Here is a 24558-nt window from a genome sequence, read left to right on the forward strand (position 1 = left end):
TTATTTTATTAGTATTTTGAAGTTGGCATGCCCTTTTGCCGTCTTCTCTTTCATTATAATACTTTGTTTGGGCAACACTTTTTTGAAATGTTAGTAAATATAAGACTAACCGTTTTATAAAAAGTTACACATTAATATTTTTTTTGAATGTAGGCGTAAGCACTATCTTTACATAAAACAAAAAAAATCATGAATTTTCATACAAGAAAATGGATTAAACCTGAAGATTTAAACCCCAACGGAACACTTTTCGGAGGCAGACTTTTGGAGTGGATTGATGAGGAGGCCGCACTTTACGCAATAATTCAACTTGAAAACCCACGAACCGTTACAAAGTTTATGAGTGAAATAAATTTTAAAAGTTCTGCGAAAAAAGGCGATATAATTGAAATAGGTATAGACACCGTGAAATTTGGTAATAGCTCCTTAACCCTTTGTTGTGAGGTAAGAAATAAGATGACGAGAGAGGTTATAATAAGTATTGAAAAAATAATAATGGTAAGTCTTGGAGAAGATGGTAAACCCCAAAAACACGGCAAAACAGAAAAGGAATTTGTAAAAGATAGATTGGCAAAATAAAGTTTATGCCAACGATTTAAAATCTTTTCCAGTGGGTAATTCAAATACTTCGAGATCAAAGTAAGGCGTTGCAGCCAACAAGTGATCAAAAATGTCTGCTTGGATGTGTTCGTAATTTACCCAACGCTTGTCTTTACTAAAACAGTAAATTTCAATAGGCAATCCTTTTTCGGTAGGTTCCAAATGTCTAACCATCAAAGCCAAATCTTTATTAATAGCGGTATTTTCGTTTAAATATGCATCAATATAATATCTAAACACTCCGAGATTTGTTTGGTTTCTCCCATTAATTTGCACTTCTTTATTTGCTTCGGTTTGGCGGTTAAACTTATCAATATCTCTTTGTCTATGTTCGATATAAGGTTTTATAAGTGCAATTTTTTTTAAACGATCCAAATCTTCATCAGATAGAAATTTAATGGAAGTCTGCTTAATATAAATAGCGCGTTTAATTCTTCTTCCACCGCTATCTTGCATTCCGCGCCAGTTCTGAAATGAGTCTGCAATTAAGCTATACGTTGGAATGGTTGTAAAAGTGTTGTCCCAATTTTGTACGCGTACGGTAGCGAGGTTAATTTCGGTTACAAAACCATCTGCACCAAATTTACTGAAGGTAATCCAGTCGCCAATTCGCACAATATCATTTACTGCAACCTGAATACTGGCTACAAATCCGAGGATGGTATCTTTAAAAATCAGTAAAACAACAGCCGAAGCAGCGCCTAAAGTTGCAAGGCTAGTTACTGAATAGCCGGTGAGTAAATTAATTATAAAGAATGCGCCTACACCCCAGGCAAAAATCATTAATACCTGCACGTAACTTTCTAAAGGCTTATCGCCGTAGCGTTCGCTTTCTTCCATAAAATTACGGGTAGTGCGCAATATGCTTCGGAAAATAAGAACGAATAAAACAACGGAGTAAACTTTGGCTACAATTAGTAACAGGCCTATAACCAAAGGCGATTCCATAAAAATAATAGGTATAAGATACCATACTATAATTAATGGCAAAACGTGCGCTATGTACTTTGGAAAATTACTTTTTATTAGATAATCATCAAATGTAGAAATGGTTTTATTGCTAAATGCTTTAAAAACCTGGATGATCGTTTTCCTAAAAACAATATCAATTATTGATACCGCCAGCCAAAGTATAATGCAGTTAACCACAACATTAATAAAGACCGCCCAACCATAGGTCATGCCTTCATTTACCAGATAATCCTGAAGTAAGCAGCTATAGGCCTGTATGGCTTCGGTATTCATTATAAATATTTACGTTCTACATAAAAAGGTCCAAATGGCAATACGGAGCACATAACTACAATAAATAAATCTGTAAGAGACCACTTTAATTTTTTATACATATAAAAGGCGCCGGCTACATAAATTACAAATAGCACCCCGTGGGCCATACCCACAATTTGAACCATTTGAGGCAAGTGCCAAATATATTTTAACGGCATTGCAATGCCTAAAAGTACTAGAAATGAAATAGCTTCTAGAGTGCTAATTAATCGGAAGGATTTTACTGATAATATCACTGTGAATAATTTTTTTGCAAAGATACAAGTTGCAAATAGACCCGCTACATTTTTAGGTTAATTTATAGTTTATAATATTATAATTAGAATTACTATCTTTAAAAGAAAATATACATGCATCTACTGCTACAAACGCCTACGGAAACAATTCACAGATCACTATTAAATTATTACGATGAGTTTTTGAAAATTCTTCCGCGAATAGCATTGGGAGTCTTAGTGATAATCTTGGGAATTTTACTGGCCCAACTGCTTACCAATTTTTACAAAAGACGGTTTCAACAAAAATCTGAAGATCCGTTAATGTCTAAGTTTTTGGCTCAAGCGGTTAAAATTGTTTTAATAATAATTACAATAATGCTGGCCTTAAAGGTTGCTGGCTTAGATGGCATAGCCACCGGCTTATTAACTGCAGTTGGAGGAGGCGCAATTATTTTGGGATTTGCCTTTCAGGATATTGGAAAGAACTTTTTAGCGGGAATTATTCTGGCTTTTAATAGACCGTTTAACATTAACGATACGATTAAGGTAGACAACATTTTCGGAAAGGTGAAAGAATTGAGTTTTAGATATTCGCATATTAAAACTTTTGACGGTCGCGATATTTATATCCCCAATAGCGATGTACTCACAAAACCTGTTGAAAATTATACCGCTGATGGGTTTTATAGAGTAGATTTTACGGTAGGCATAGGATATGAAGATAATATTGAGGCAGCAAAAAAGGTAATACAAGATATTTTGGATGCCAACGAAGAACTAATGCGCGACGAGTTCCACGAAAATTTTGTGATAGAAGACGAGTTGGCAGCAAGTACGGTTAACCTGAAAGTTTTCTTTTGGGTAAACACAATGGACTATCGCAGAGCCTCACGGGTTTTGCGAGGTTTGATTATTAGGGAGGTTAAAGAAGCATTATTTAAGCAAGGTTTTAATTTACCTGCAGATATTAAAGAGCTTAAAATTTATGGAACAGAGGATGCAATTCCTATAAAATTTAGAAATAACCCCGAAATTACGTACGAAGATAAAATGTAAGCCGTATATAAATTTTAAAATGAGATTATAGTTACTAATTTGGTAAAACTATTGTTCGCAGGGCAACGGTGTATTCAACGTTTTGTAGCTCCAGTTTTTCTGATAACTAAAGTGCCACCATTCGGTGCGAATGGTATTAAAACCAAACTGGCGCATTCCTTCAAAAAGCAACTTTCGGTTGGCTAATATTTCTTTTGAAAAATTGTAATTATCAATATGAGCCTCTTTTCCAAAGTAATCGTAATCGCTGCCCATTTCAACATAACACCCGTCTAACATTTCCAAAGTAATATCTATTGCGGCTCCTTTATTATGCACAGAGCCATTGCCGTACGGATTGCCCACATAGGTTGCGCGAGGTACTTTGGCCCACATTTTTTTCTGCACATCTAACGGTCTGTAACAATCGTATATTTTTATACGGTATCCCTTTTCACAAAAGTATTGATTGGCTTGTAGTAAAGCTTCGGCTACTTCAGGACGAAGTAAACATTCAGCACAATCGTAAAGCGTTTCACCTATAAAATTATTTGGGGTTGCATACCGAATTTCATAGTTAAACTCTGTTGAAAGATCTTTTAAATTCACCAATGTATCTTGCGAAGTAACTTCGGAAGCCAAACTTAGGAATAGTAAAGTAACAAAGCGTAATAAGGGTAAATTCATATGTCAAATTTAAGTAGAATTTAATAACATTCGCAATCGCTATTTGTAACTTTGAAAAAAACGAAAATATATGAATGATTTAGGAAAAAAATCCGCGCTTATTACAGGCGGTACAAAAGGAATAGGATTCGGAATTGCAGAAGCGCTATTAAAAGAAGGCGTAAATGTTGCCATAACGGGAAGAAATATAAAAACAGCCGAAGCAGCTGCAAAACAATTAAATGCCGACGGAAACGATAGGGCACAAGCAATAGGATTGGAGGCCGATGTGCGTAATTTTGAAAGTCAACAAAATGCGGTAGAACAAACCATTGCAAAATTTGGAAGTGTTGATATTGTAATTGCAAACGCAGGTCTTGGACACTTTGGTTCGGTAGAAGAACTTACTATTGAACAGTGGCAGGAAACAATTGATACAAATCTTACAGGTCCGTTTTATTCTTTAAAAGCGAGTGTGGAGCAATTAAAAAAATCTAAAGGATATTTTATTAGTATTTCCAGTTTGGCAGGAACTAATTTTTTTAAGGGCGGGAGTGCATATAATGCCAGTAAATTTGGATTAACCGGTTTTACACAAGCTGCAATGTTGGATTTACGGGATCATGGAGTAAAGGTTAGTACTATTATGCCTGGTTCGGTTTCAACACATTTTGCGGGAAATGAACCTGATGCCAAAGATGCGTGGAAAATTCAAAAGGAGGATATAGGTAAACTAGTAGTAGATTTGCTTAAAATGAACGAACGTACCTTGCCAAGTAAGATTGAAGTGCGACCTACCATGCCACCTTCAAAATAAATACTTTAACCGATCCATATTAAAAAGGCGGCTCATTTTATAAAATGAACCGCCTTTACTTTAAATGTTTACTTGCTATTTTTAATTGGCTGCAAGTAGGGCCAGGAATTTATCCAGATTCGGCAGAATTACAATACGGGTTCTTCTGTTTTTAGCACGCCCTTCTTTAGTATCATTTTCAGTTAATGGGTGAAAACTACTTCTACCTGCTGCAATAAGTTTTTCCGGTGCTACACCATATTTATCCTGCAGCGTTCTAATTACGGCTGTGGAGCGTTCTACACTCAATTCCCAGTTGTCTTTAATATAGGCGCCAGGTTTTACTGTTTGGCTGTCTGTATGACCTTCAACCATAACTTCTAGTGCGGGTTCGCTGTTAATTACATTTGCAAGTCGCTCTAATAATGGATTTGCCTTCGGATTTACGCGCGCACTTCCAGAATTAAATAAAAGCTTATCTGAAATGGTAATCATAACCACGGTTTCATCTATATCAATCTTAATATCGTCATCTTCACCTTGACCAGCGAGGCTATTGTCTAGGTTTTTTTTAAGATTGTAAGAAACTATAAGATTCATAGAGTCTTTTAAAGTTTTTGCTTGCGCCAATTCTTGCTGATCTACATTTGCAAGCGCCTGCTTCATTTTTTCTTTATCGTTCTCCGAAATAACAACACCTTCCACTTGCTGTAAACGGCTGTTGTTAGAAGTTGTTAACGACTGGATTTTTGCGTTGTAATTAGAAACGCGTTCTTCAATTTTTGCGTATTTCGCTTCAATCTCTTCTTTTTCAAGTTGGGTTTTAGCTAATGTAGAGCGGGTATCATTATACTGGTTTTCCAGTTCTACATACTTTTTTTTCGATACACAGGAGGTTGCCAAAAGCGTTCCTGCTATCATGGTTAGTGCAATAACTTTTTTCATAATACTAAGTTTTTTAGGTTTATGCTATCTATAACTCGTTGAAGCACCAAAAAATTAGTTAACGGATGCTATTGTTTTGTTAAAATAATTTTAGCTGAACCATTCAAAAACATAGCCCAATACCACATATAAAATAATAAAGACGACAATAGTACCGATACAGCCGCATTTTCCGCCACCAATTTTTTTGGCACCCCATCCGGCTAATAAAATTCGAAGTATTTTTTTCATATTTAATTTAAGGTTGATTAAAGAATTTATTCATTTTCTTCGGAGGTTCCATCCTGTTTTGACTGCTCTTGTTGCGGTTCCATTCGCAATTTATTTTTTCCGAAGTCTAATGTTCTTATTGGGAATGGAATATTAATTCCTGCTTGATCAAAGTTTTTCTTAATAAGCTTTATTGCTTTGTGTTGTGCTTCGTATTTAGGTTTTGGTTTTTGGCAGGTAATCCAAAAGCGCACCATAAAATTAATAGAGCTATCGCCAAATTCGGTAAAGAAAAATTCAACGCCTTCATTTTCGCGTTGTTCAAAATTTTCAGTAATTATTTTTACGACTAAATCTTCTACTTTTTGTAGGTCGTCCTCGTAACCCACGCCGCAACTAACAGATATTCTTGCCCGCTCTGTCCACGAATAATTGGTAAATGGGTTTTCGGCAAAAATTTTATTCGGTACAATAACGTAATCGTTATCTGGTTGTCGGAGCGTTACATTGCGCAGATCAATTTCCTCTACATACCCTATATTGCCTTGGGCATCGATAAAATCGCCAATTCGAACTTTGGGCTGAAATGAAAGCATAAAACCTGAAACTGTATTGCCTAATGTGCCTTGTAAAGCAAACCCGATAGCCAGCCCCATAACACCTGCACCGGCTAGTACCGAAGTTAACACCTTATCTAATTGCATTACTCCAAGAGCAATAAAGAAACCAATCAATAATACAATGGCGTAAATTAATTTTGACAGTACCTGTTTTATTGAATCGTCGCTAACTTTTTTGAAAAGCACCCGATATGAAAACTTTTTTATTCCTTTCGCAATGAAATAACTGATTACCATTATTACAATTGCCAAGGCGAAATTTGGCAATTTTAAAATAATGGCGTCTAGCCATCCATCAAGTTTGTCCCATAATGCTGTAATTGAATCGTGTACTGAAAATTTTTGATCTTCCATATAATTGTATTAAAATAAAGTTGAAAGCATAAAAGTACCTAAAACCCATAAAATGAGTGAAAGTATGCCTCCGATTAAAAAAAAGTGTTTGAATTTGTAAAACCCCATACCATAAATTAAGGTATTGGTTTGATAGCCCATTGGGGTAAAGAAACTAAAGTTTGCTCCAAATAATACTGCCAGTATAAAAGGTTTCATAGAGAGATCTAGCCCAACGGCAATGGCTATGGCTATTGGGGTCATAATAATAGCGGTAGCGTTGTTGCTAACTACGCTGCTCAACACCATGGTTATTAAAAAGATTAAACCTATAACAATTAAATTAGATTGCCCGCTGAGTATTTCGAGTAGCTGGTCTGAAATCCAATGGTCTGCGCCAGTATTGTTCATAGCTATTCCCAAAGGAATCATCCCGGCCAGTAAAAAAATTACTTGCCAATTTATGCGATGATATACATCGTTTAGATTTAAGCAGCGCGTAAGTAATAACAGCGAAACGCCTGTAATGGCACTAATAAGGATGCTAAGAATACCGCTAGCCGCCAAACCTATTACCAATAATAAAATAACAGACGAGATAGCTCTCTTTTTGCTATTTACAGATTGTGATTTGTGTTCCCTTAAAATAGCTACATTTTCTAAATCGTTAAGCTGGTTTATTTCGTCGGAGGGTATTTCAACTAGTAACCTATCGCCTGGTTTTAATGTAATTTGATCCATATTTCTACGAACGAGACGTTCCTCGGTATTCCGAAAATTCTTTCGTTTTTTTATGGCAATGGGCAAAGCATTGTGAAAAGTTTGCTTGCGCAATTGTTTTAATGATTTGCCTATAAATATTGATCCTGGCAGAATTAATAACTCTACAAAACCATAATTTTCAGAATTTTTTGTTGTACTAGCATCTTCATCAGTAAAAGATTCATTTTTCTTGGAATCGTCCTTGTTTTTATGCACGCTTATACCTTGGGCGTCGTTTAGTTTAGAAAGATTTTCAATATCGCACATTAACAGCAGTTTATCTTTTTCTTTTAAAGTAATGTACTTTCCAGGCGCATTGGTAATTTGCTTGTTCCGGGTGAGTTTTAGAATGGAAATTTCTGGATTGTTATACAGAAATGTGTCTTCTATATGCTTGTCTATTAAGTTTGAATTCTCGTTTATCACCACAGTAGTAACAAAGCTTTCCAGGTCGTAAGCATCGTGTAAATTTTCTTTCGAATCTTTTGGGAGCCACCGTGAAGCGATTGTTATTACAAAAATACCAACCACTAAAAAAATGGCGCCGAATAATGAAAATTCAAAAAAGCTAAAACGTTCGGCACCTAAATCGCGCGCTACGGAATTTACAATTAAATTTGTTGAAGTTCCCATTAACGTACAGCTACCGCCCAAAATTCCCGCAAAAGAAATGGGTAAAAGCAATTTTGCTTGTGGTAGGTTAAAACGTTTGGACAATTCCGAAATAATCTTAATAAATACGATTACTACGGCCGTAGTATTTATAAATGCCGAAATGCCACCTGTAATAAGCATGAGCACAGGTAGTAATAAAAAAAGCGGTAAGACGTGCAGGTTTTTTAAAAAGCGCGCTAGAGAAGCAATTACCCCATTATCTTCCAATGCCAATGCTATAATCATTAAAGAAAGTACGGTAATTGTAGCAGAATTTGAAAATCCGGAAATAGCTTCCTCAGGTTTTACAAGACCAGTTAATGCAAGGGCGGCAATAAGAAGCATTGCAATTTTATCTACTGAAAAAACTTCAAATGCAAATAGAATAATGGTAACTAACAGAATAGAAAAAACGAGTATTATTTCTGGCGTCATTTGGTTGAAAGGTTAGCTTTATAAAGATAACCGCAGAAATAATACTCGTTCCTAAGAAATTCATAAAATATTGAAAAGATCAATATTTTAACATTTTAGCCAAGATATTTTTTAAGGATGTGGCTTTTTGATGTTTGTCGTAATCTTCTAATAGCCTTTTCGCGAATTTGGCGTACACGCTCTCGGCTTAAATCAAAAGTGTCTCCAATTTCCTGAAGCGTCATTGGCGGTTGGCCGCAAAGTCCAAAATTTAATTTTACCACATCGGCCTCGCGTGGAGCTAGTGTATCTAAAGCTCGGTTAATTTCAATGCGAAGCGATTCGTGCATCAAATCCTTATCAGGATTTGGACTTTCGCCAGAACTAAGCACATCGTAGAGGTTATTGTCGTTCTCACCCTCTTGGAATGGCGCGTCCATCGATAAACTTCGAGTTGAATTTTTAAGCGAACTTTTTACTTTAGATTCACTAAAATCGAGCTCTTTGGCAATTTCGGCTGCCGTGGGTACACGTTGAAATTTTTGTTCAAGATGAATAGATGCTTTTTTTATTTTATTTATATCGCCAATTTTGTTTAAAGGCAAACGCACCACACGCGATTGTTCGGCGATGGCTTGTAAAATGGCTTGGCGAATCCACCACACTGCATAGGAAATAAACTTAAAGCCTCGTGTTTCATCAAATCTTTTGGCGGCTTTTACCAAGCCTACATTTCCTTCGTTGATTAAATCGGGGAGGCTCAATCCCTGATTTTGATATTGTTTTGCCACGGAAATCACAAATCTTAAATTTGCTCTGCTTAGCTTGTTCAGCGCTGCCTGATCTCCTTCACGAATGCGTTGAGCCAACTCAACTTCCTCTTCAGCAGTTATTAAATCTATTTTACTAACATCCTGTAAATAACTGTTTAATGATTTTGTTTCGCGGTTGGTTACTTGCTTCGTGATCTTAAGTTGTCTCATATATTCTCCTGTTTTTTATAATAACACGGCATAGTATGACATTTTAGGGTAATTTCCAAATAGTTAACACATATTGTTAAAATTTGTTAGTCCATTTTTTTTATATACTTTCATAAAAAAAAGTATGAACACTATTAAAATATTTTCCACGTCTGTTTTCTTATTGGTTTGTAATGTGCTTTTCGCTCAAAAACCAACCGAAGTTCCCAAACCAAGTGAAGAGCCTATAGATTTAACCAGTACGGCAGATATTATTATATATATTGTGCTGCCAGTGTGCGCGGTTCTATTGTATTTGATTTATAGAAATAGTAGAAAAAAGAAGAAAAAATAATTTTTTCATGAAATATATATTTTACCTCTTCAAATACTACATTTGGTGTAGTTGTTGTTAATTGTATTGAAAACATTTTTTAATATGTTGAAACATTTTTTTCTTTTTGGATTGCTATTAACTACCTGCTCTTCCTTTTCACAAATTGAATTGGGAAACAATTCCGTTCGTTTTAATAGTTCAGAATCTAATATAAATAGTTCTTCGGGTTTTGAAATACCCGCAATAAAAGCACCATCGCTTTCCAATACAAAAAACCCCAATACTCCAAATAATTCAGATTTGGGAAAGGAAAAGGAAAAACAGATAGATATGCAAAATGGAGATGGGTTACAAGAATACATAACCAATAAGACTCCAAAATATTTTACGAATGACAAAGAGATAAAACCTGAATACGGGAAAGATCAGTATTTGGGGGATTTTAAAACCACTGCAAAAACGGCTACTTTTATGTATCGTGACCATCAGTTTGTAGATGGCGATATGATTCGAATTTGGGTTAATGGCGAAATTGCGCTTCCCAGAGCGCGGTTAGAGGGCAGTTTTAGAGGGTTTGATGTTCCACTGCAAATAGGTTTCAATAAAATAGATTTTGAAGCCTTAAATCAAGGTTCTTCTGGACCAAATACGGCGCAATTAAATATCTACGACGAAATTGGCAATCTGCTAGCCTCCTATGAATGGAATCTTCTTACGGGCAATAAAGCTACCGCTATTCTTGTGAAAGAGTAATTGGTAATTATTTAAAATTTTTTGGAATTTTTTGCCCAACGGGTTGCAAAACGCTTTCAGATTTAAATAGAAGTTTTATCTTTAAGCAAGTAGAAACTGAAATTAAATGTTATCAAAAAGGCTATTTCACTTTTTAAGAGGAAAAACTGTAAAAAGAAGACTACATTTAATTTTGAATTAAAACCTGTATTCAAATGAAAAAAGTACTAATAACGCTCGACTATAATCCCAACTCCGAAAAAGTAGTAGAAATGGGAAGCCAACTAGCTAAGTTAATGGGAGCGGAAATTTGTTTATTCCACGTTTTGGCAGAAGTTCGGTATTACGGGATGCAATACGAACCATTTATGGGGTACGAAGGATATGCATTTCCTGTAGATTTCAGAATTCAAGAGGAATTTGTAAAAGTAGCAAAGGATTATCTCGAAAAAACCGCAGCTCACTTAGGCGGCGAAAATGTTACAACCCATTTAGCTGAAGGCGATACCGCTAAAAGTATTCTTGAATATGCCGAATCGTGGAATGCTGATGTAATAGTGATGGGAACACACAGTCACAGTACTTTAGAAAAACTATTTTTAGGCACAGTTGCTTCCAGTGTTTTGGAAAGCACTAAAATTCCTGTTTATATGGTGCCAACTGGGGAAAAATAGGGGATAAGAAGTGTGTTTTTTTATGGTAGATAAATAAAGTTACCTTTACACAAAAATTTTTTATGGCTTTAAGTAATAACGATATAATGAAAAAACTGCGTGTTGCACACAAATTGCGCGACGACGATATTGTAAAAATATGTTCGTTGGTAGATTTTGCAGTAACTAAAAGTGAATTGGGCGCAATTTTTAGACACGAAAGCCACGAGAAATATATGGAATGTGGCGATCAGTTTTTACGTAATTTTTTAAACGGTTTGGTAATTCACTTAAGAGGGCCTATGCCAGAGCGGAAAATTAAAAAACCAGAAGGCAAAAAGCCACGCACGCACAAACCGCGACCGAATAAAGGAAAAGAAAAAAGCTAAATTAAATTTCTTCAATTCAGCTTTGTTTCGGCGTAGGTAATTTTAATAAATGTATCTGCATGTTTTTCTTATTGTGGGATCTTCAAATACGCGTTGGTTTGCGCTTAAGTATTGCAAGGTATGCAGTTTTTGCGATCCGCATTTGATTCTCTTTTGAATGTTTCTCAATGTTTTCATCTTAGCTCTTCTTATAAAAATTACTTGTAGCGTCTTTTCGTATTCCAAAGATATGCTCTGGAATTAGTGGGTCTGTGTTGCTTTTCGTTGCTGTCTAAAGTTCTCATGATTTTTAATTTTAATTAATTTTTGAATTCATTTTTAGTGAAACCTTCTTTTCAGATTCCAAGAATACGATTTTGAAGTTTTCATTTTAGCTGATAATTGATTGTTGTCTAAAGTTCTCATAATAAATAAATTTTACTGGGTTATATCTAAAAGACGCACGATTTAATTAATTGTTACAGTACTATGCTATACAAAGTAGTGTTTTAACTAAATATTAACTTTTTTTATGGTTACATTCACAAGAAATCGTCCTAAAATGTTTAACATACTATTAACCGCCAATGAGTTACCAAATTGTTGCAGGGTAGGGGCTTTAGCTTTATATTTGCACCCTATAATATCGGTGCGATTTTAGCACTGATATGTAAAAATGGAAAAGAAATTAGCATTATCCCAAATTAAAAATGAATACGGTAAGAAAATCTGAAACCAATAAGCTTAAGCGCACCCATTTATACTACAAATACACAGGATTTTATTCATTTGTAGGGCAGAGCCTTAAGCAGGCAATTATTCCAATTATTTTGGCTGTGGCCGTTTTAATTGTTTTAGATAGATATGTTGTAGATTTTAGCGATTTATTTACCTATATAACGGTTACCTACGCTCCCATAAACGTATTATTGGTTTTCTTGGCATCAGAATCGTTATTGGGGCTCGTTCCTCCAGAAATTTTTATTGCCTGGAGCGATAAAATGCCGCAACCCATACTTTATTTAACTTTATTGGCAACCCTTTCATACATTGGGGGTATTATTTCCTATTTTATAGGGAAATGGATTTTTACTATTCCGCGTGTGTACGCATATATGGAGGGCAAGATGAAAAAACACCTAAAACACATTCGAAAATGGGGTGGCTTTTTAATTGTAGTTGGCGCTTTATTGCCCATTCCGTTTTCTATGACGAGTATGGCAGCGGGTATGATTCACTATAAATTTAAGAATTACCTATTATTTGGTTTGCTTCGTTTTGTTCGGTTTTATCTATACGCGATTGCTATATTCAGTTTGCTGTAGTACTTTTGTAACTGTTCGAAGACTATTCTTCCGAAAATAAAATACCCATTTTAAATTTCCACTTCTTTTAAATGAAGAAAAACGATCCCTACGCCGCTTTACGATTTCGGGAATTTAATATTTTTCTTCTGGTTCGGTTTGCAATGGTTTTTGCGTGGACTATGCAATTTGTAGTAATAGAATGGGAGGTTTACAGTATTACCAAAAATCCACTTTCCCTTGGAATAATTGGTTTAATGGAAGTAATTCCTGCAGTATCCATGGCACTTTTCGCAGGGCATATTGTAGATCAAAAGGAAAAGCGCGGGTTATTAATTAAATGTATTCTCGGTTTTTCGGTTGTTAGTCTGGGTCTTTTCTTAATAACGTGGCCTCGAATAATTGCCAATCTTTCTACAGATGTAATTCTTTATACCGTTTATTTTTTGGTTTTTCTGGGAGGTATTGTTCGCGCATTTCTCGGTCCGACAATTTTTTCACTTTTCTCGCTATTGGTTCCTAAAAAAGTATATCCAAATGCTGCAACGTGGAGCAGTTCGGTTTGGCAAATGGGCGCCGTGGTTGGACCAGCATTTGGTGGGTTTTTTATTCATTGGATTGGGGTGCATTGGTCTATGTGTTTTGTTTTTGCTTTTTCACTAATGGCTCTATTATTATTAATTCAAATTCCGAAAAAACCTATTTTAAACCCAAACATCGGGGAGCCAATACTAAAAAGTCTTAAAGAAGGAATTAAATTTGTAAGAAATACACGGGTTATTTTAGGAGCGCTTACATTAGATATGTTTGCAGTACTTTTTGGAGGTGCAGTGGCACTGCTGCCAATTTACGCGCAGGATATACTAAAAGTAGGACCCGAAGGGTTTGGTGTTTTACGCGCTGCGCCAGCTGTGGGTGCATTGCTAATTATGTTTACTTCAGCACATTTTCCCTTAAATAAAAATGCAGGAATGAAACTACTGGCAGCCATTTTCGGGTTTGGTATTTGTATTATTGTATTTGGAATTTCCACTTGGTTTTGGGTTTCGGTAATTGCACTTTTTCTCAGTGGTGCAACAGACGGCGTTTCTATGGTAATTCGCCAAACAATTCTTCAACTGCGAACTCCAGATGCAATGCGTGGCCGCGTGGCTTCGGTGAATTCTATGTTTGTGGGATCTTCAAATGAGTTGGGAGCTTTTGAAAGCGGCCTTACCGCGCGATTGATGGGTACGGTAACAGCGGTGGTATTTGGTGGTGGAATGACTATACTTACTGTAATCGGTACCGGAATTTTATTCCCAAAACTGCGAAAATTAGACTTGCAAAAGGATTTGGAAGAACATCAAAAAGAATAAGGACTATTTCTTATTAGGATTATTCCAAAACTAGTTTTTTAAATTTTTTGTGTTTCGCAGTGGTAAATACAGTATAATCTATTGGTATCATAACTAATTACCATTCTTGAAACTTTCTTCGTTTTGCCTTGATCCATCCAAATCTCACATCGTCATAGATTAAACTCGCCAGTAAGATAAAAGCTCCTAAAAGTAATGTATTTAACTTTAAGTTGAATGTTGAATAACATAAACCACCCGTTATTCCGCCAATAAAGAAAAAGGCAATTATATAAAGTCGCAATCTAATAGTTGCTCTAATTTTTTTTCTATTTGGATGCGTTTTGGGAAAAAACAATTGGGAAAGTTCTATACCCAAATCTGTGAAAAGCCCAGTTAAATGCGTAGTTCTCACAATAGCATTCGAAATTTCGGTAACGTATGAGTTCTGCATTCCCATTGCGAAAAGTAGAAAACAGGCAATTATATGCGGAAATTCAATTGCAGTAAAATTGCTATTTACAGCTATGATTATTAATATGAGTGATTCAATTAAAATTGGGGTTGCAAAAATATTGAGCTTTTTGTTTTCCTTAAATATTTCAATCAGAAAACTAGAAGAAAAAGAACCAAGAAGAAACGAAAAAATATACAAAACATAAATGGTGCCTTGCCAGAATTGAAAATTCTCAACGTCGTACATAAATTGTGCGAAGTGCCCCGTTACATTTGTAGTGAGTTGGTGAATAGACAGAAAACCAGTAACATTTACAATTCCGGCCACAAAAGATAAAACAGTGGCAATTTGCAGATTGTGTCTTAAAGTCCTACTGCGGCCTTGGTGTCTTAGCATTAAATTGTAGTTTGTAATTTATTATAAAACAGTATTGTACCCTGACGCAACTGTTTATATCGTTGCCCGCAAATTTAGCAATTTTGGAGTATAATTGATTTAATATGATATTTTCCTTCTGTGTTATTATAGAATTTTTTACAACTATTTTTTCTTTTAACTGCCAATGTTCGAAATTTATAATTAAATAGAATTGATGAGCCGTGTGAGAAGAAATTAGTAATTTTAAAATGTTATATAACTTACCGATTAATGATTTCAGAAAATAATAAAATAGAATTTCCATTTGATGCATATTTGGTTGAAACCGCGGGTATGACATTAGATGAAGCGCTACATATTACGGCAGACTTAAAGCGAATTAAATATAAAAAAGGAAATATTGTTTTGAGAAAAGGCGATTTGTGCAACCATTCTTTTTTTGTAGAAAAAGGTTTGCTACGCTCATATATGCTCGAAGATGATGGAAAGGAACGCGTAATTCAATTCGCGCCCGAAAATTGGTTTATCGTAGATAGAAGCAGTGTTTATTTTAATGATACTTCCGAAAGTTTTATTGAAGCAGTTGAAGATTCTGAGGTGGTTTTACTAAGTGAAAATTTTATATGCAAAGCCAATGAAAATAATTCATCTTTCAGCAAATTCAATGATAAATTATTGCACAACCACATTAGGCAATTGCAAAAAAGAATTAATTTATTACTCGGAGCCACCGCCGAAAATCGATACTTAAGTTTTATAGAAACATATCCAGATTTGTTGTTACGCGTACCGCAATGGATGATTGCTTCGTATTTGGGAATAACCCCCGAAAGCCTTAGTCGTGTACGCAAAGAACTGGCACATAAAAATTTTAAACCAAATTGAAGGTAACCTAAGCACCCGCGAAAGCATATGTTTGGTTCAATAAACAATTACGAAACTCACTACTGCAGTCTTTAAGTGTAAAACACATTATTCTAAATATCCAAATTTACCCATATTAAAGTCATTCATAGCTTGCATTATTTCGGCGCGGGTATTCATTACAAAGGGACCTTGGGCCACAATGGGTTCGTTGAGGGGTTTACCACTTAAAACCAGAACTACAGCGGGATTGGTCGCTTCAATCGTAAATTTTTCACCGTCATTTTTAAACAATCCTAAGCAGTCTGTTTTTATTTCATGTTCGTTGTTTACTTTTATATTTCCTTCTACAACTAAAACAACGGTATTGTAATTTTCTGGAAAATTAAAACTTGCTTTTCCCGCCGTTTTCAACTTTGCGTTAAACATGTGCACGGGAGTAAAAGTACTTGCAGGACCTTTTATACCAGCGTATTCGCCAGCAATTACTTCAACAAAACCAGCATCATCGGGGAGTTCCACCTTTTTTATTTCAGCATTTGTAATACCTTGGTATTTTGGTGGACTTGACTTGTATTTTGCGGGAAGATTTACCCATAGCTGCACCATTTGGAAATCCCCTCCAGTTTTGCTAAAATTCTCCTCGTGATATTCCTTATGAAGAATTCCAGAAGCAGCCGTCATCCATTGCACATCGCCTTCATTAATTACTCCGCTATAGCCAGTGCTATCGTGGTGCGCAACGCTTCCTTTATAAGCAATAGTTACCGTTTCAAAACCTTTATGCGGATGCACACCCACGCCCCGAGGTTGGTCTGTGGGCGGAAAGTAAAACTTACTATTGTAATCCATCATTATAAATGGATCCATTCTTTCAAAACCTTCTCCCAATCCGGAAGGAATATATTGATGTACCCTAAAACCATCGCCAACCATATGCGGACGGGGAGGTGTTAGAATGCGTTCTATATTGCGTGTTTTCATCTTGGTTTCTTTAAGTTGAAAGTAAAATTACTGTGTATAATACGTAAATACATTGATGTATGATAAGTAATACGAATGTTATCTGAAATACTTTCGACGGCGCCATTTTTTATTTTGAACTAAATTTTGAAAATTTTAAAAATAAACTTTAACAGAAGTTTATGCCATAACACACTTAGTTAGCGGGATTGAGTGTATAATTGAGCTAGATTTTTTATATTTTTGAGAATACCCAAAAAGTACTTTGGAAAAGAAAAAAGAAAAAAAAAGTAAGCCAAAATATTACAGGTTTTTAAGATTTCTCGGAAAATTTACCGTGGGTCTTATCATCCTGTTTTTCCTGTTAGTGCTTTTTATCCGAAGTCCTTGGGGGCAAAATATTATTGTTCAGCGTGCCGTAAAATACGTGTCTGACAAAACGAATACGACAGTTGAAATAGAAAAACTCTTTGTTACGTTTAGCGGTAATATTGTGCTTAATGGGCTCTATCTTGAAGATAAAAAGGGCGATACTCTTATCTATTCAAAATCGTTAGAGGCAGATGTGCCTCTATTGCCCATTATTCGGGGCAATACCATAGCAATTAATTATATAAACTGGGAGGGGTTGCGCGCCAATATTGTTCGAAAAGATTCCATAAATGGATATAATTTTCAGTTTTTATTGGATGCTTTTGCTGTGGCAGATACTACTACCGTTACGCCCGATAGCACTTCAGCTCCATTAGATATAGTTTTGGGCGATTTACGTTTAAAAGATTTCAATATAGTTTATAATGATGCCGTACTGGGAATTGACAGTAAATTTATCGTAGGTTCCTTGGCGCTCAATATGAAGAAAACCGATTTATCCAAAATGGATTTTCGCGCATCGGAAGCTAAAATTGCCAACGCTAACATAACCTATATTCAATCGCCGGTGCCGCCCTCAACTACCGAAGCCCCGCCATTGCCGTATTTAGCTTTAAATAAATTATTGCTTAATAATGTTCGTGTAGATTATCAATCATTCGGAGATAGAATTGCAGCAAATCTGGAATTTTCAGATTTATTTCTTGAACTCCCAAAAGCCGATTTAACGACAAACGACATTGAAATTGGAGATTTCAATCTAAAAAATTCTATTGTCACCATTTATACTAAAACTGAAAATAATGGCATAACTCAAAAAGTTGATGAAGTAACTACCGATATAAAGGAAGACATCGAAAAATTTGAGTGGCCAGATTTTACAATTTCACTTTCTGAAATAAATTTGGAGGGAAATAACATAAGCTACTTTGTCGGTAAAAATAAAGGAGCACCAAATGTTTTTAATCCCAATGCTATTGCGTTGGAAAATGTTTCTTTAAAAGCGAATTCTATTTATCTAAAAGACAAACGGGCTGGTATAAATTTAGACGCTTTAAGTTTTCGAGAAGCATCGGGATTTAATCTTCATAAACTTGCATTAAACCTAGAAGCAACAGATTCGTACTTGAACGTAAACGCCCTAAATTTTGCGCTTAACAACAATAAGTTAAACGGTAAATTGCGGTTGGATTTTAAAACTTTGGCCAGTTTATTTAAAGCACCTGAACAATCAAAAATTGCATTGGATTTTCCTGTTTTTCAGGTCGATTTAAAGGAGGTCTTTAAATTTCAACCAGAACTTAAAAGCAATGAATATTTAAAAACGCTCAGCCAAAAACCACTTTTTGGCCAAGTAAAGGCTTCGGGTTATATTTCGGCAATTCAAATTCCTACGGTAAATCTGCGCTGGGGTAACACTACGCGCATCGTTGCCAAAGGTTTTATTGAAAATGCAACACTGCCTGAAAATTTAAAATTTAATATTCCTCAATTTTCAGCCCAAACCAGGCGCAGCGATTTAATTCAGTTTGTAAGCGAGCAGGAGCTAGGTATTAAATTACCGGAAGATGTAGCCCTTAAAGGAAACGCCCAGGGAAACACGAAAGATATTTATGCAAATGCTATACTTACAACCTCACAAGGTATGGCAAAAATTGACGGTCATTTTACAAACGATTCGCAGATTGCATTTAATGCAGATATTGAAATAACAGAATACCAACTTAATGAATTGCTTCAAAATGAACAGCTGGGACCAATTAGTTTACAGCTAAATACAACAGGTTCTGGCAACGATATTAACTCGCTAGACGCAACTTTGGAAGCTAATGTATCTAAATTTCAATTTAACGATTACGCAATAAAAAACTTAGGAATAATTGGTAATATAAAAAATGGAAAGGGTGAAGTAATATCAAATTATAAAGACCAAAATTTAAATGTAAACTTAAACGCAGACGTTGTTTTAGACTCCGTTACACCCAGAGCGAGTGCGCATCTAAACATAATAGGCGCAAATCTTCAATCGCTTGGACTTATGACTCGCGATGTGCGAACTGCTTTTAAATTAGATGCCGATTTTGAAGGCAATACAGACGGGTTTGATGTAATTTCTACTGTTGGCGACGGGGTAGTGGTTTACGACAACAGAACCTATTTGTTGGGAGATTTGCTTGCAACGGCCCACGTGCGAAGCGATACAACTTCTATTTGGCTGGATAATAAAATGATAGAATTGAGTCTTGAAAGCAATACAGATCCTGCAACTTTTAGTCGTTCGGTACGACGGCACATTAGCAGTTATTTTTCCAAAAAAACGGCTTTTGCAGATACGTTACAAAATCCAGTTAAACTCGACGTAAAAGGCAAAATTGTGGAGGCACCGGTTTTAAACGAAGTGTTTTTAGTAAATGTTAAGGACTTAGATACCGTAAAAATTGATGTGGCATTTGATGAAGCAGCCCGAAAATTAAAAGCTGCCATAAATGCGCCACATATAAACTACGGTGGCAACGAACTGGACAGCCTCGCTTTTACGATGGATACCGACAAAGAGAAATTTGTTTTTAACCTCGGTTTTGGCAGTATAAAGGGAGGTCCGTTAGAAATTCCGAAAACACAAATTAGCGGCAATCAGCTTGATGGGCAAATGAATTTAAATTTTCACGCAGTTCATAAAGATAGCACGCTAATCAATATACAATCGCAAATAACAGGAACTTCAGACAAATTGCGGTTTCACGTAGTACCGCAAGATTTAATTCTAGATAGAAAACCTTGGAAAACACCCGCGAATAACGAAGTTTTAATTTTTAAAAACAATGTGGAATTTAATGATTTTCGCTTCACAAAAAATAACGAAACGGTTGCATTAACCCATAATCTGTCAGGCGTTTTGCAACAGCACGCTGCCATTACTTTTGAAAACTTTAAACTAAGTGAAATTTTAAATTATTTAAATCCTTCCGAAGAGCTTGCCAAAGGTAACCTCAACGGTAGCTTGGCGATTGTTGAGCCCTTTGGAAACGCGGGGCTTTTTGCCGATTTGTTAATTGATGAACTTAATCTTCTAAACGTAGATTTGGGAAAATTAACAGTAGATGCAAAATCGAAAGGCGGAAATAGCTACGACTTTAATCTAGCCGTAAAGGAGGGTGAGGTAAAATTAGATTTAACCGGAGATTACATTGCAACGGAAACTGACGCAAAATTGAATTTAGATTTAAATATCATCGACTTCAAAATGAGTGCTTTAGAAGGTTTCACTTTAGGTGAAGTAAAGAATGCGGATGGTAGCTTTTCGGGAAAATTTAACGTTACGGGTAGTACTACCGCTCCAAAATACGAAGGTAGCTTGAATTTTGACAACGCCGATTTTACAATTTCAAAATTAAACGCGCCTTTTACATTGGTTAATGAATCCTTGCGAATTGACAATAACGGTGTGTATTTGGAAGGATTTACGATCTTGGACGAAAACCAAAACAAACTCAATATAACAGGAAAAATTGGCACGGAAAGCTATATAAATCCAACATTCAATTTAAACTTAAACGCGCAGAATTTCCAAGTTTTAAATGCCACCGAAGACGATAACGATATGGTTTACGGACAGGCTTCGTTTAATGCCGATGCCAAATTAACGGGCGATTTGCAAATTCCAAAACTAGATGCACAAATTACCGTAAATAAAGATACTAATGTCACATATATATTACCTTCCTCCAGTGTTGCTATTGAAGAGCGCGATGGCGTAGTATTATTTGTGAATCGCGAAAATCCTGATGCTATTTTAACCAAAAATGTTGAAAAGACCGCCACATTTACCGGCTTAGATATAAATGCTTTTTTAAACATCGGTAAATCCGCAAAGGTTACCATAATTATAGATCAGGAAACTGGCGATAATTTTGAAGTCTTTGGCGACGGGGAATTTAACTTTAATATGAATCCAAATGGTAGAATGACCTTGAGTGGCGTATATGAAATTGCCGGAGGCCATTATGAAATGAATTTGTACAATCTTGTAAACAGACGGTTTGAACTTTCTCCCGAAAGTAGAGTTACTTGGTCTGGAGATCCCTTTGATGCCAAATTAGACGTAAAAGCAATCTATACTGTAAAGGCATCGGCCTCTCCTTTAATGGCGCCAATAACATCGGGCTCAGACCCTTCAGTAAAAAATAAATACAAACAGGTTTTACCCTTCAATGTGTATTTAAATATAGACGGGCAGTTAACCCAACCTGAAATAGGTTTCGATTTAGATATGCCCGAAGAAGAGCAGGGTGCTATTGGCGGCCAAGTTTATGGCAGATTGCAACAGGTAAATACCCAACAAGACGAACTAAACCGGCAAGTATTTTCACTGTTGGTATTAGGTCGTTTTTATCCTGAGCCGGGCAGCGATGGTAGCCGCGGCGGATTTGCAACAGTAGCCCGCGATAACCTGAACGATGCCATCTCAGATCAATTAAATGTGTTTTCTAATAAACTACTCGGAAATACAGGCGTTGAACTGGATTTTGGATTAGACAGTTACACAGATTACCAAGGCGAAACCGCACAAGAACGCACTCAATTGGACATCGCAGCACAAAAAAAGCTATTTAACGATAGGCTTATTGTGCGTGTTGGCAGCGAAGTAGATATTCAGGGAAGCAGCGCTACCAACGAACCCGTACCGATAATTGGTGATGTAAGTTTAGAGTATCTCCTTACGGAAAATGGTAGATATAGATTAAAAGGTTTCAGAAAAAATCAGTTTGAAAACATAGTGGATGGGCAGACCATTGTTAGCGGTATAGCACTTATTTTTACTCAAGAGTTTAATAAGTTTGATGAATTGTGGCAGGCCTTGCTCCGCGGAGAAACGAAAGAAGAAAAAGCAGAAAAGAAGGCTGCAGAACAACAACCCAAAAAAGAGCAGGAGCAAACCGAAAAAAACAAAACAGACAAGATTGAAAATACAAATAACGAATAGCACACTGCATATAGGTTGAAACAAATTATTACATGCTGAATAAAAAAAATATAATATCCATTTGTTTTTCTGCGATTTTTCTCGTGTTACAATCCTGCGCCGTAAAGAAATTTATTCCGGAAGGAGAACGACTTTATACAGGTGCCAAAGTAGAAATTGAAGCAGATTCAGTAATTGCAAACAAACAAAGTTTAGCAGCGGTATTGGAACAAGCATTGCGACCCAAACCGAATAAAAAGTTTTTGGGAATGCGACCGGGGCTTCATTTTTACTACAAAATGCAACAAGAAAAGCCAGGATTTATAAATCGGTTTTTTTATAAAAAAATAGGAGAGGAGCCGGTTTACCAAAGCGATGTAGAACCTTATGAAGTTGAAGATATATTGCGCAACCGAATGGAGAATAGAGGTTTTTTCTACAGTGAGGTAAGTTCAGAATTTAAGGAACAGGAAAAGGAGGCTGCTGCAATTTATACGGTAAAAGCACCAACGCCATACACCATTGCAAGTTATCAATTAGATTCGTTACCACAACCCATAAATTCACAAATAGAGCAAAGTGTTTCCGAAACAAAACTTACAAAAGGAATGCGTTTTGACCTTTCTAATTTGAAACTTGAACGGGAGCGTATAGACCGAGATTTAAAGCAAAATGGCTATTTCAACTTTAACCCTGGCTTTTTAATTTTTGAGGCAGACACCAATCAATACGATAGAAAACGTTTCGATTTATTTCTACGACTAAAGAGGGATGTACCGCAAAAAGCAATTGTTCCCTATAAAATTTCAAAAATAAACGTTTACGCAAATTACGATGTGCAGGACAGTACCGTAACAGATATCACGGAGTTTAACGGTCGAAATTATATTAACAGTGCAGCGCATTTTAAGCCAAAATATCTGGATCCGTTTATTACTTTGGAAGCGGGAAAGTTATACAGTCCCGAGGATTCAAGAAATACTGCCCGACGGCTTTCAACGATTGGGGCATACAAATTTGTTAACATTCAATATAAAGAAAAAGACTCACTACTTACTGATAGTTTGGGAGTTTTGGAAGCCAATATATTTCTATCCCCACTAAATAAACGCGCTTTGCGTGCGCAATTACAAGCCGTTACAAAATCTAATAATTTTGCTGGCCCTGGATTGGCACTAACCTATAGCAACAGAAATATTTTTAAAGGGGGCGAAACTTTAAATACCACTGCCAGCGTAGGATACGAGGTGCAAGTAGGCAGCGGCAGCAATAGTGGAAATACCAGTGTTGATTTGGGTTTAAAACAAGAATTAATTTTTCCCCGTGTAATATTTCCCATAAAAATTAATACCGACTTTTTTAAATATTCAATCCCTAAAACCAAAGCAAGTTTAAGCGTAGATTATTTAAGTAGAACAAAACTATATGCCCTGCTTTCAGGAACCGCTCAATTTGGATATCTCTGGCAGGCCAATAAGTTTGTAAGTCATGAAATAATTCCTATTTCAATAAATTATACAAAACCTTCAAATACCACCCCCGAATTTGAAGCAATTTTAGACGAAAATCCGTTTTTAAAACGAAGTTTTGACCAACAATTTATTTCGGGCCTAAATTATTCATTCACTTATAATGAAATGATTGATGCTTCAAAAACCAATCAAATATTTGTAAATACTACCCTGGATGTGGCGGGAAATAGCGTTAGCCTTTTCGGAAAAGATAATGATACGGGCACAAAGGAGTTTTTAGGACTTGAATATGCCCAATATGCAAAGATAGATTTAGATTTTCGGTATCATCTTAAATTTGGAAAGGATCAGCTAATTGCCGCAAGATTATTTGGAGGTTATGGATATGCCTATGGAAATTCTGAAATTGTGCCCTACGTAAAACAATATTATTCTGGTGGCCCCTACAGTGTTCGTGCGTTTCGCATTCGTTCTTTGGGGCCGGGAACGTATAACAACGAAGCCAATCCAAATTCCAATTATTTTGACCAGACTGGTAACATACGCTTGGAGGCCAATATTGAATATCGGTTTCCGTTATTTTCATTCTTTAAGGGCGCCATTTTTGCAGATGCCGGAAATATCTGGAATTCAATAGCGAATCCCACCTACGGCGGAAAAGACAAATTTACTTCCAATTTCATAAACGAATTGGGAATGGGCGCGGGCGTTGGGCTGCGTGTAGATGTGCAGGGTTTTGTACTTCGGTTTGATTTTGCAGCTCCCTTTCACGATCCATCGCTAATGGAGGGTAAACGCTTCAATTTTAATGTAAAGGAAACAGTATTTAATTTTGGAATTGGATATCCATTTTAAA

General features: G+C 36.0%; 22 protein-coding genes. 12 read left to right on the forward strand and 10 right to left on the reverse strand.

The window, feature by feature from the left end; genetic code table 11:
• Positions 1 to 189: 189 nt before the first annotated feature.
• Entirely contained in the window at positions 190 to 579 is a 390-nt protein-coding gene (locus tag VZD24_RS02255; RefSeq protein ID WP_342686450.1) for an acyl-CoA thioesterase, read from the forward strand.
• Positions 580 to 582: 3 nt separating this feature from the next.
• On the opposite strand, the gene VZD24_RS02260 is transcribed toward VZD24_RS02255, so the two are convergent.
• Positions 583 to 1845, reverse strand: a complete 1263-nt coding sequence (locus VZD24_RS02260; RefSeq protein ID WP_342686449.1) for a mechanosensitive ion channel family protein — start codon at positions 1843 to 1845, stop codon at positions 583 to 585.
• Positions 1845 to 2123, reverse strand: a complete 279-nt coding sequence (locus VZD24_RS02265; RefSeq protein ID WP_279447864.1) for a DUF3817 domain-containing protein — start codon at positions 2121 to 2123, stop codon at positions 1845 to 1847. The genes VZD24_RS02260 and VZD24_RS02265 overlap by 1 nt, the downstream gene beginning before the upstream one ends.
• Positions 2124 to 2237: 114 nt before the next feature.
• On the opposite strand from VZD24_RS02265, the gene VZD24_RS02270 reads away from it, so the two are divergent.
• Positions 2238 to 3161 carry a mechanosensitive ion channel family protein gene (locus VZD24_RS02270; RefSeq protein WP_342686448.1) on the forward strand — a complete coding sequence of 308 codons (924 nt, stop codon included), beginning with the start codon at positions 2238 to 2240 and terminating at the stop codon, positions 3159 to 3161.
• A 48-nt stretch (positions 3162 to 3209) separates the two neighbouring features.
• On the opposite strand, the gene VZD24_RS02275 is transcribed toward VZD24_RS02270, so the two are convergent.
• The gene (locus tag VZD24_RS02275; protein ID WP_342686447.1) at positions 3210 to 3827 is read right to left on the reverse strand and encodes a M15 family metallopeptidase; all 618 of its coding nucleotides are present in this window, start codon (positions 3825 to 3827) and stop codon (positions 3210 to 3212) included.
• A 70-nt stretch (positions 3828 to 3897) separates the two neighbouring features.
• Here VZD24_RS02275 and VZD24_RS02280 point away from each other — a divergent pair, with 70 nt between their 5' ends.
• Complete coding sequence (locus VZD24_RS02280) at positions 3898 to 4623, forward strand: SDR family oxidoreductase (RefSeq protein ID WP_279447867.1); 726 nt, start codon at positions 3898 to 3900, stop codon at positions 4621 to 4623.
• Between the two features lie 81 nt (positions 4624 to 4704).
• Here the strand turns inward: VZD24_RS02280 and VZD24_RS02285 are convergent, their stop codons facing one another.
• From VZD24_RS02285 to VZD24_RS02305, 5 genes are all read right to left on the reverse strand, one after another.
• Complete coding sequence (locus VZD24_RS02285; protein ID WP_279447868.1) at positions 4705 to 5547, reverse strand: OmpA/MotB family protein; 843 nt, start codon at positions 5545 to 5547, stop codon at positions 4705 to 4707.
• 90 nt (positions 5548 to 5637) lie between these two features.
• Positions 5638 to 5778, reverse strand: a complete 141-nt coding sequence (locus VZD24_RS02290) for a hypothetical protein (RefSeq protein WP_279447869.1) — start codon at positions 5776 to 5778, stop codon at positions 5638 to 5640.
• A gap of 26 nt (positions 5779 to 5804) precedes the next feature.
• Entirely contained in the window at positions 5805 to 6731 is a 927-nt protein-coding gene (locus VZD24_RS02295) for a mechanosensitive ion channel family protein (protein WP_342686445.1), read from the reverse strand.
• Between the two features lie 9 nt (positions 6732 to 6740).
• Positions 6741 to 8561: a sodium:proton antiporter gene (locus tag VZD24_RS02300; protein ID WP_342686444.1), complete on the reverse strand. Its 1821-nt coding sequence runs from the start codon at positions 8559 to 8561 to the stop codon at positions 6741 to 6743.
• A gap of 95 nt (positions 8562 to 8656) precedes the next feature.
• Complete coding sequence (locus VZD24_RS02305; protein WP_279447872.1) at positions 8657 to 9523, reverse strand: sigma-70 family RNA polymerase sigma factor; 867 nt, start codon at positions 9521 to 9523, stop codon at positions 8657 to 8659.
• A gap of 124 nt (positions 9524 to 9647) precedes the next feature.
• On the opposite strand from VZD24_RS02305, the gene VZD24_RS02310 reads away from it, so the two are divergent.
• From VZD24_RS02310 to VZD24_RS02335, 6 genes are all read left to right on the forward strand, one after another.
• On the forward strand, positions 9648 to 9857 hold the full coding sequence (locus tag VZD24_RS02310) for a hypothetical protein (protein ID WP_279447873.1): 210 nt from the start codon (positions 9648 to 9650) through the stop codon (positions 9855 to 9857).
• Between the two features lie 84 nt (positions 9858 to 9941).
• Positions 9942 to 10592 (forward strand): hypothetical protein, encoded by a 651-nt coding sequence (locus VZD24_RS02315; RefSeq protein ID WP_342686443.1) that lies wholly within the window; start codon positions 9942 to 9944, stop codon positions 10590 to 10592.
• Between the two features lie 194 nt (positions 10593 to 10786).
• Entirely contained in the window at positions 10787 to 11245 is a 459-nt protein-coding gene (locus VZD24_RS02320) for a universal stress protein (RefSeq protein ID WP_342686442.1), read from the forward strand.
• A gap of 62 nt (positions 11246 to 11307) precedes the next feature.
• Positions 11308 to 11613 (forward strand): DUF1456 family protein, encoded by a 306-nt coding sequence (locus tag VZD24_RS02325; protein ID WP_279447876.1) that lies wholly within the window; start codon positions 11308 to 11310, stop codon positions 11611 to 11613.
• 689 nt (positions 11614 to 12302) lie between these two features.
• Positions 12303 to 12917 carry a YqaA family protein gene (locus VZD24_RS02330; RefSeq protein ID WP_279447877.1) on the forward strand — a complete coding sequence of 205 codons (615 nt, stop codon included), beginning with the start codon at positions 12303 to 12305 and terminating at the stop codon, positions 12915 to 12917.
• A gap of 71 nt (positions 12918 to 12988) precedes the next feature.
• Positions 12989 to 14254 carry an MFS transporter gene (locus VZD24_RS02335; RefSeq protein ID WP_342686441.1) on the forward strand — a complete coding sequence of 422 codons (1266 nt, stop codon included), beginning with the start codon at positions 12989 to 12991 and terminating at the stop codon, positions 14252 to 14254.
• 97 nt (positions 14255 to 14351) lie between these two features.
• Here VZD24_RS02335 and VZD24_RS02340 read toward each other — a convergent pair whose 3' ends face one another.
• Positions 14352 to 15086 (reverse strand): YoaK family protein, encoded by a 735-nt coding sequence (locus VZD24_RS02340; RefSeq protein WP_342686440.1) that lies wholly within the window; start codon positions 15084 to 15086, stop codon positions 14352 to 14354.
• 252 nt (positions 15087 to 15338) lie between these two features.
• On the opposite strand from VZD24_RS02340, the gene VZD24_RS02345 reads away from it, so the two are divergent.
• Positions 15339 to 15953 (forward strand): Crp/Fnr family transcriptional regulator, encoded by a 615-nt coding sequence (locus tag VZD24_RS02345; protein ID WP_279447880.1) that lies wholly within the window; start codon positions 15339 to 15341, stop codon positions 15951 to 15953.
• A gap of 87 nt (positions 15954 to 16040) precedes the next feature.
• Here the strand turns inward: VZD24_RS02345 and VZD24_RS02350 are convergent, their stop codons facing one another.
• Positions 16041 to 16916 carry a pirin family protein gene (locus VZD24_RS02350; RefSeq protein ID WP_342686439.1) on the reverse strand — a complete coding sequence of 292 codons (876 nt, stop codon included), beginning with the start codon at positions 16914 to 16916 and terminating at the stop codon, positions 16041 to 16043.
• Positions 16917 to 17160: 244 nt separating this feature from the next.
• Between VZD24_RS02350 and VZD24_RS02355 the strand changes: the two genes are divergently transcribed.
• Both VZD24_RS02355 and tamL read left to right on the forward strand, forming a co-directional pair.
• Entirely contained in the window at positions 17161 to 22251 is a 5091-nt protein-coding gene (locus VZD24_RS02355) for a translocation/assembly module TamB domain-containing protein (protein WP_342686438.1), read from the forward strand.
• A gap of 32 nt (positions 22252 to 22283) precedes the next feature.
• A complete protein-coding gene (tamL, locus tag VZD24_RS02360; RefSeq protein ID WP_342686437.1) occupies positions 22284 to 24557 on the forward strand; it encodes a translocation and assembly module lipoprotein TamL in 2274 nt (757 codons plus the stop codon).
• Position 24558 lies beyond the last annotated feature (1 nt).

This window comes from Aequorivita flava (genome assembly GCF_038742595.1).
Taxonomy (GTDB): Bacteria; Bacteroidota; Bacteroidia; order Flavobacteriales; family Flavobacteriaceae; genus Aequorivita; species Aequorivita marisscotiae.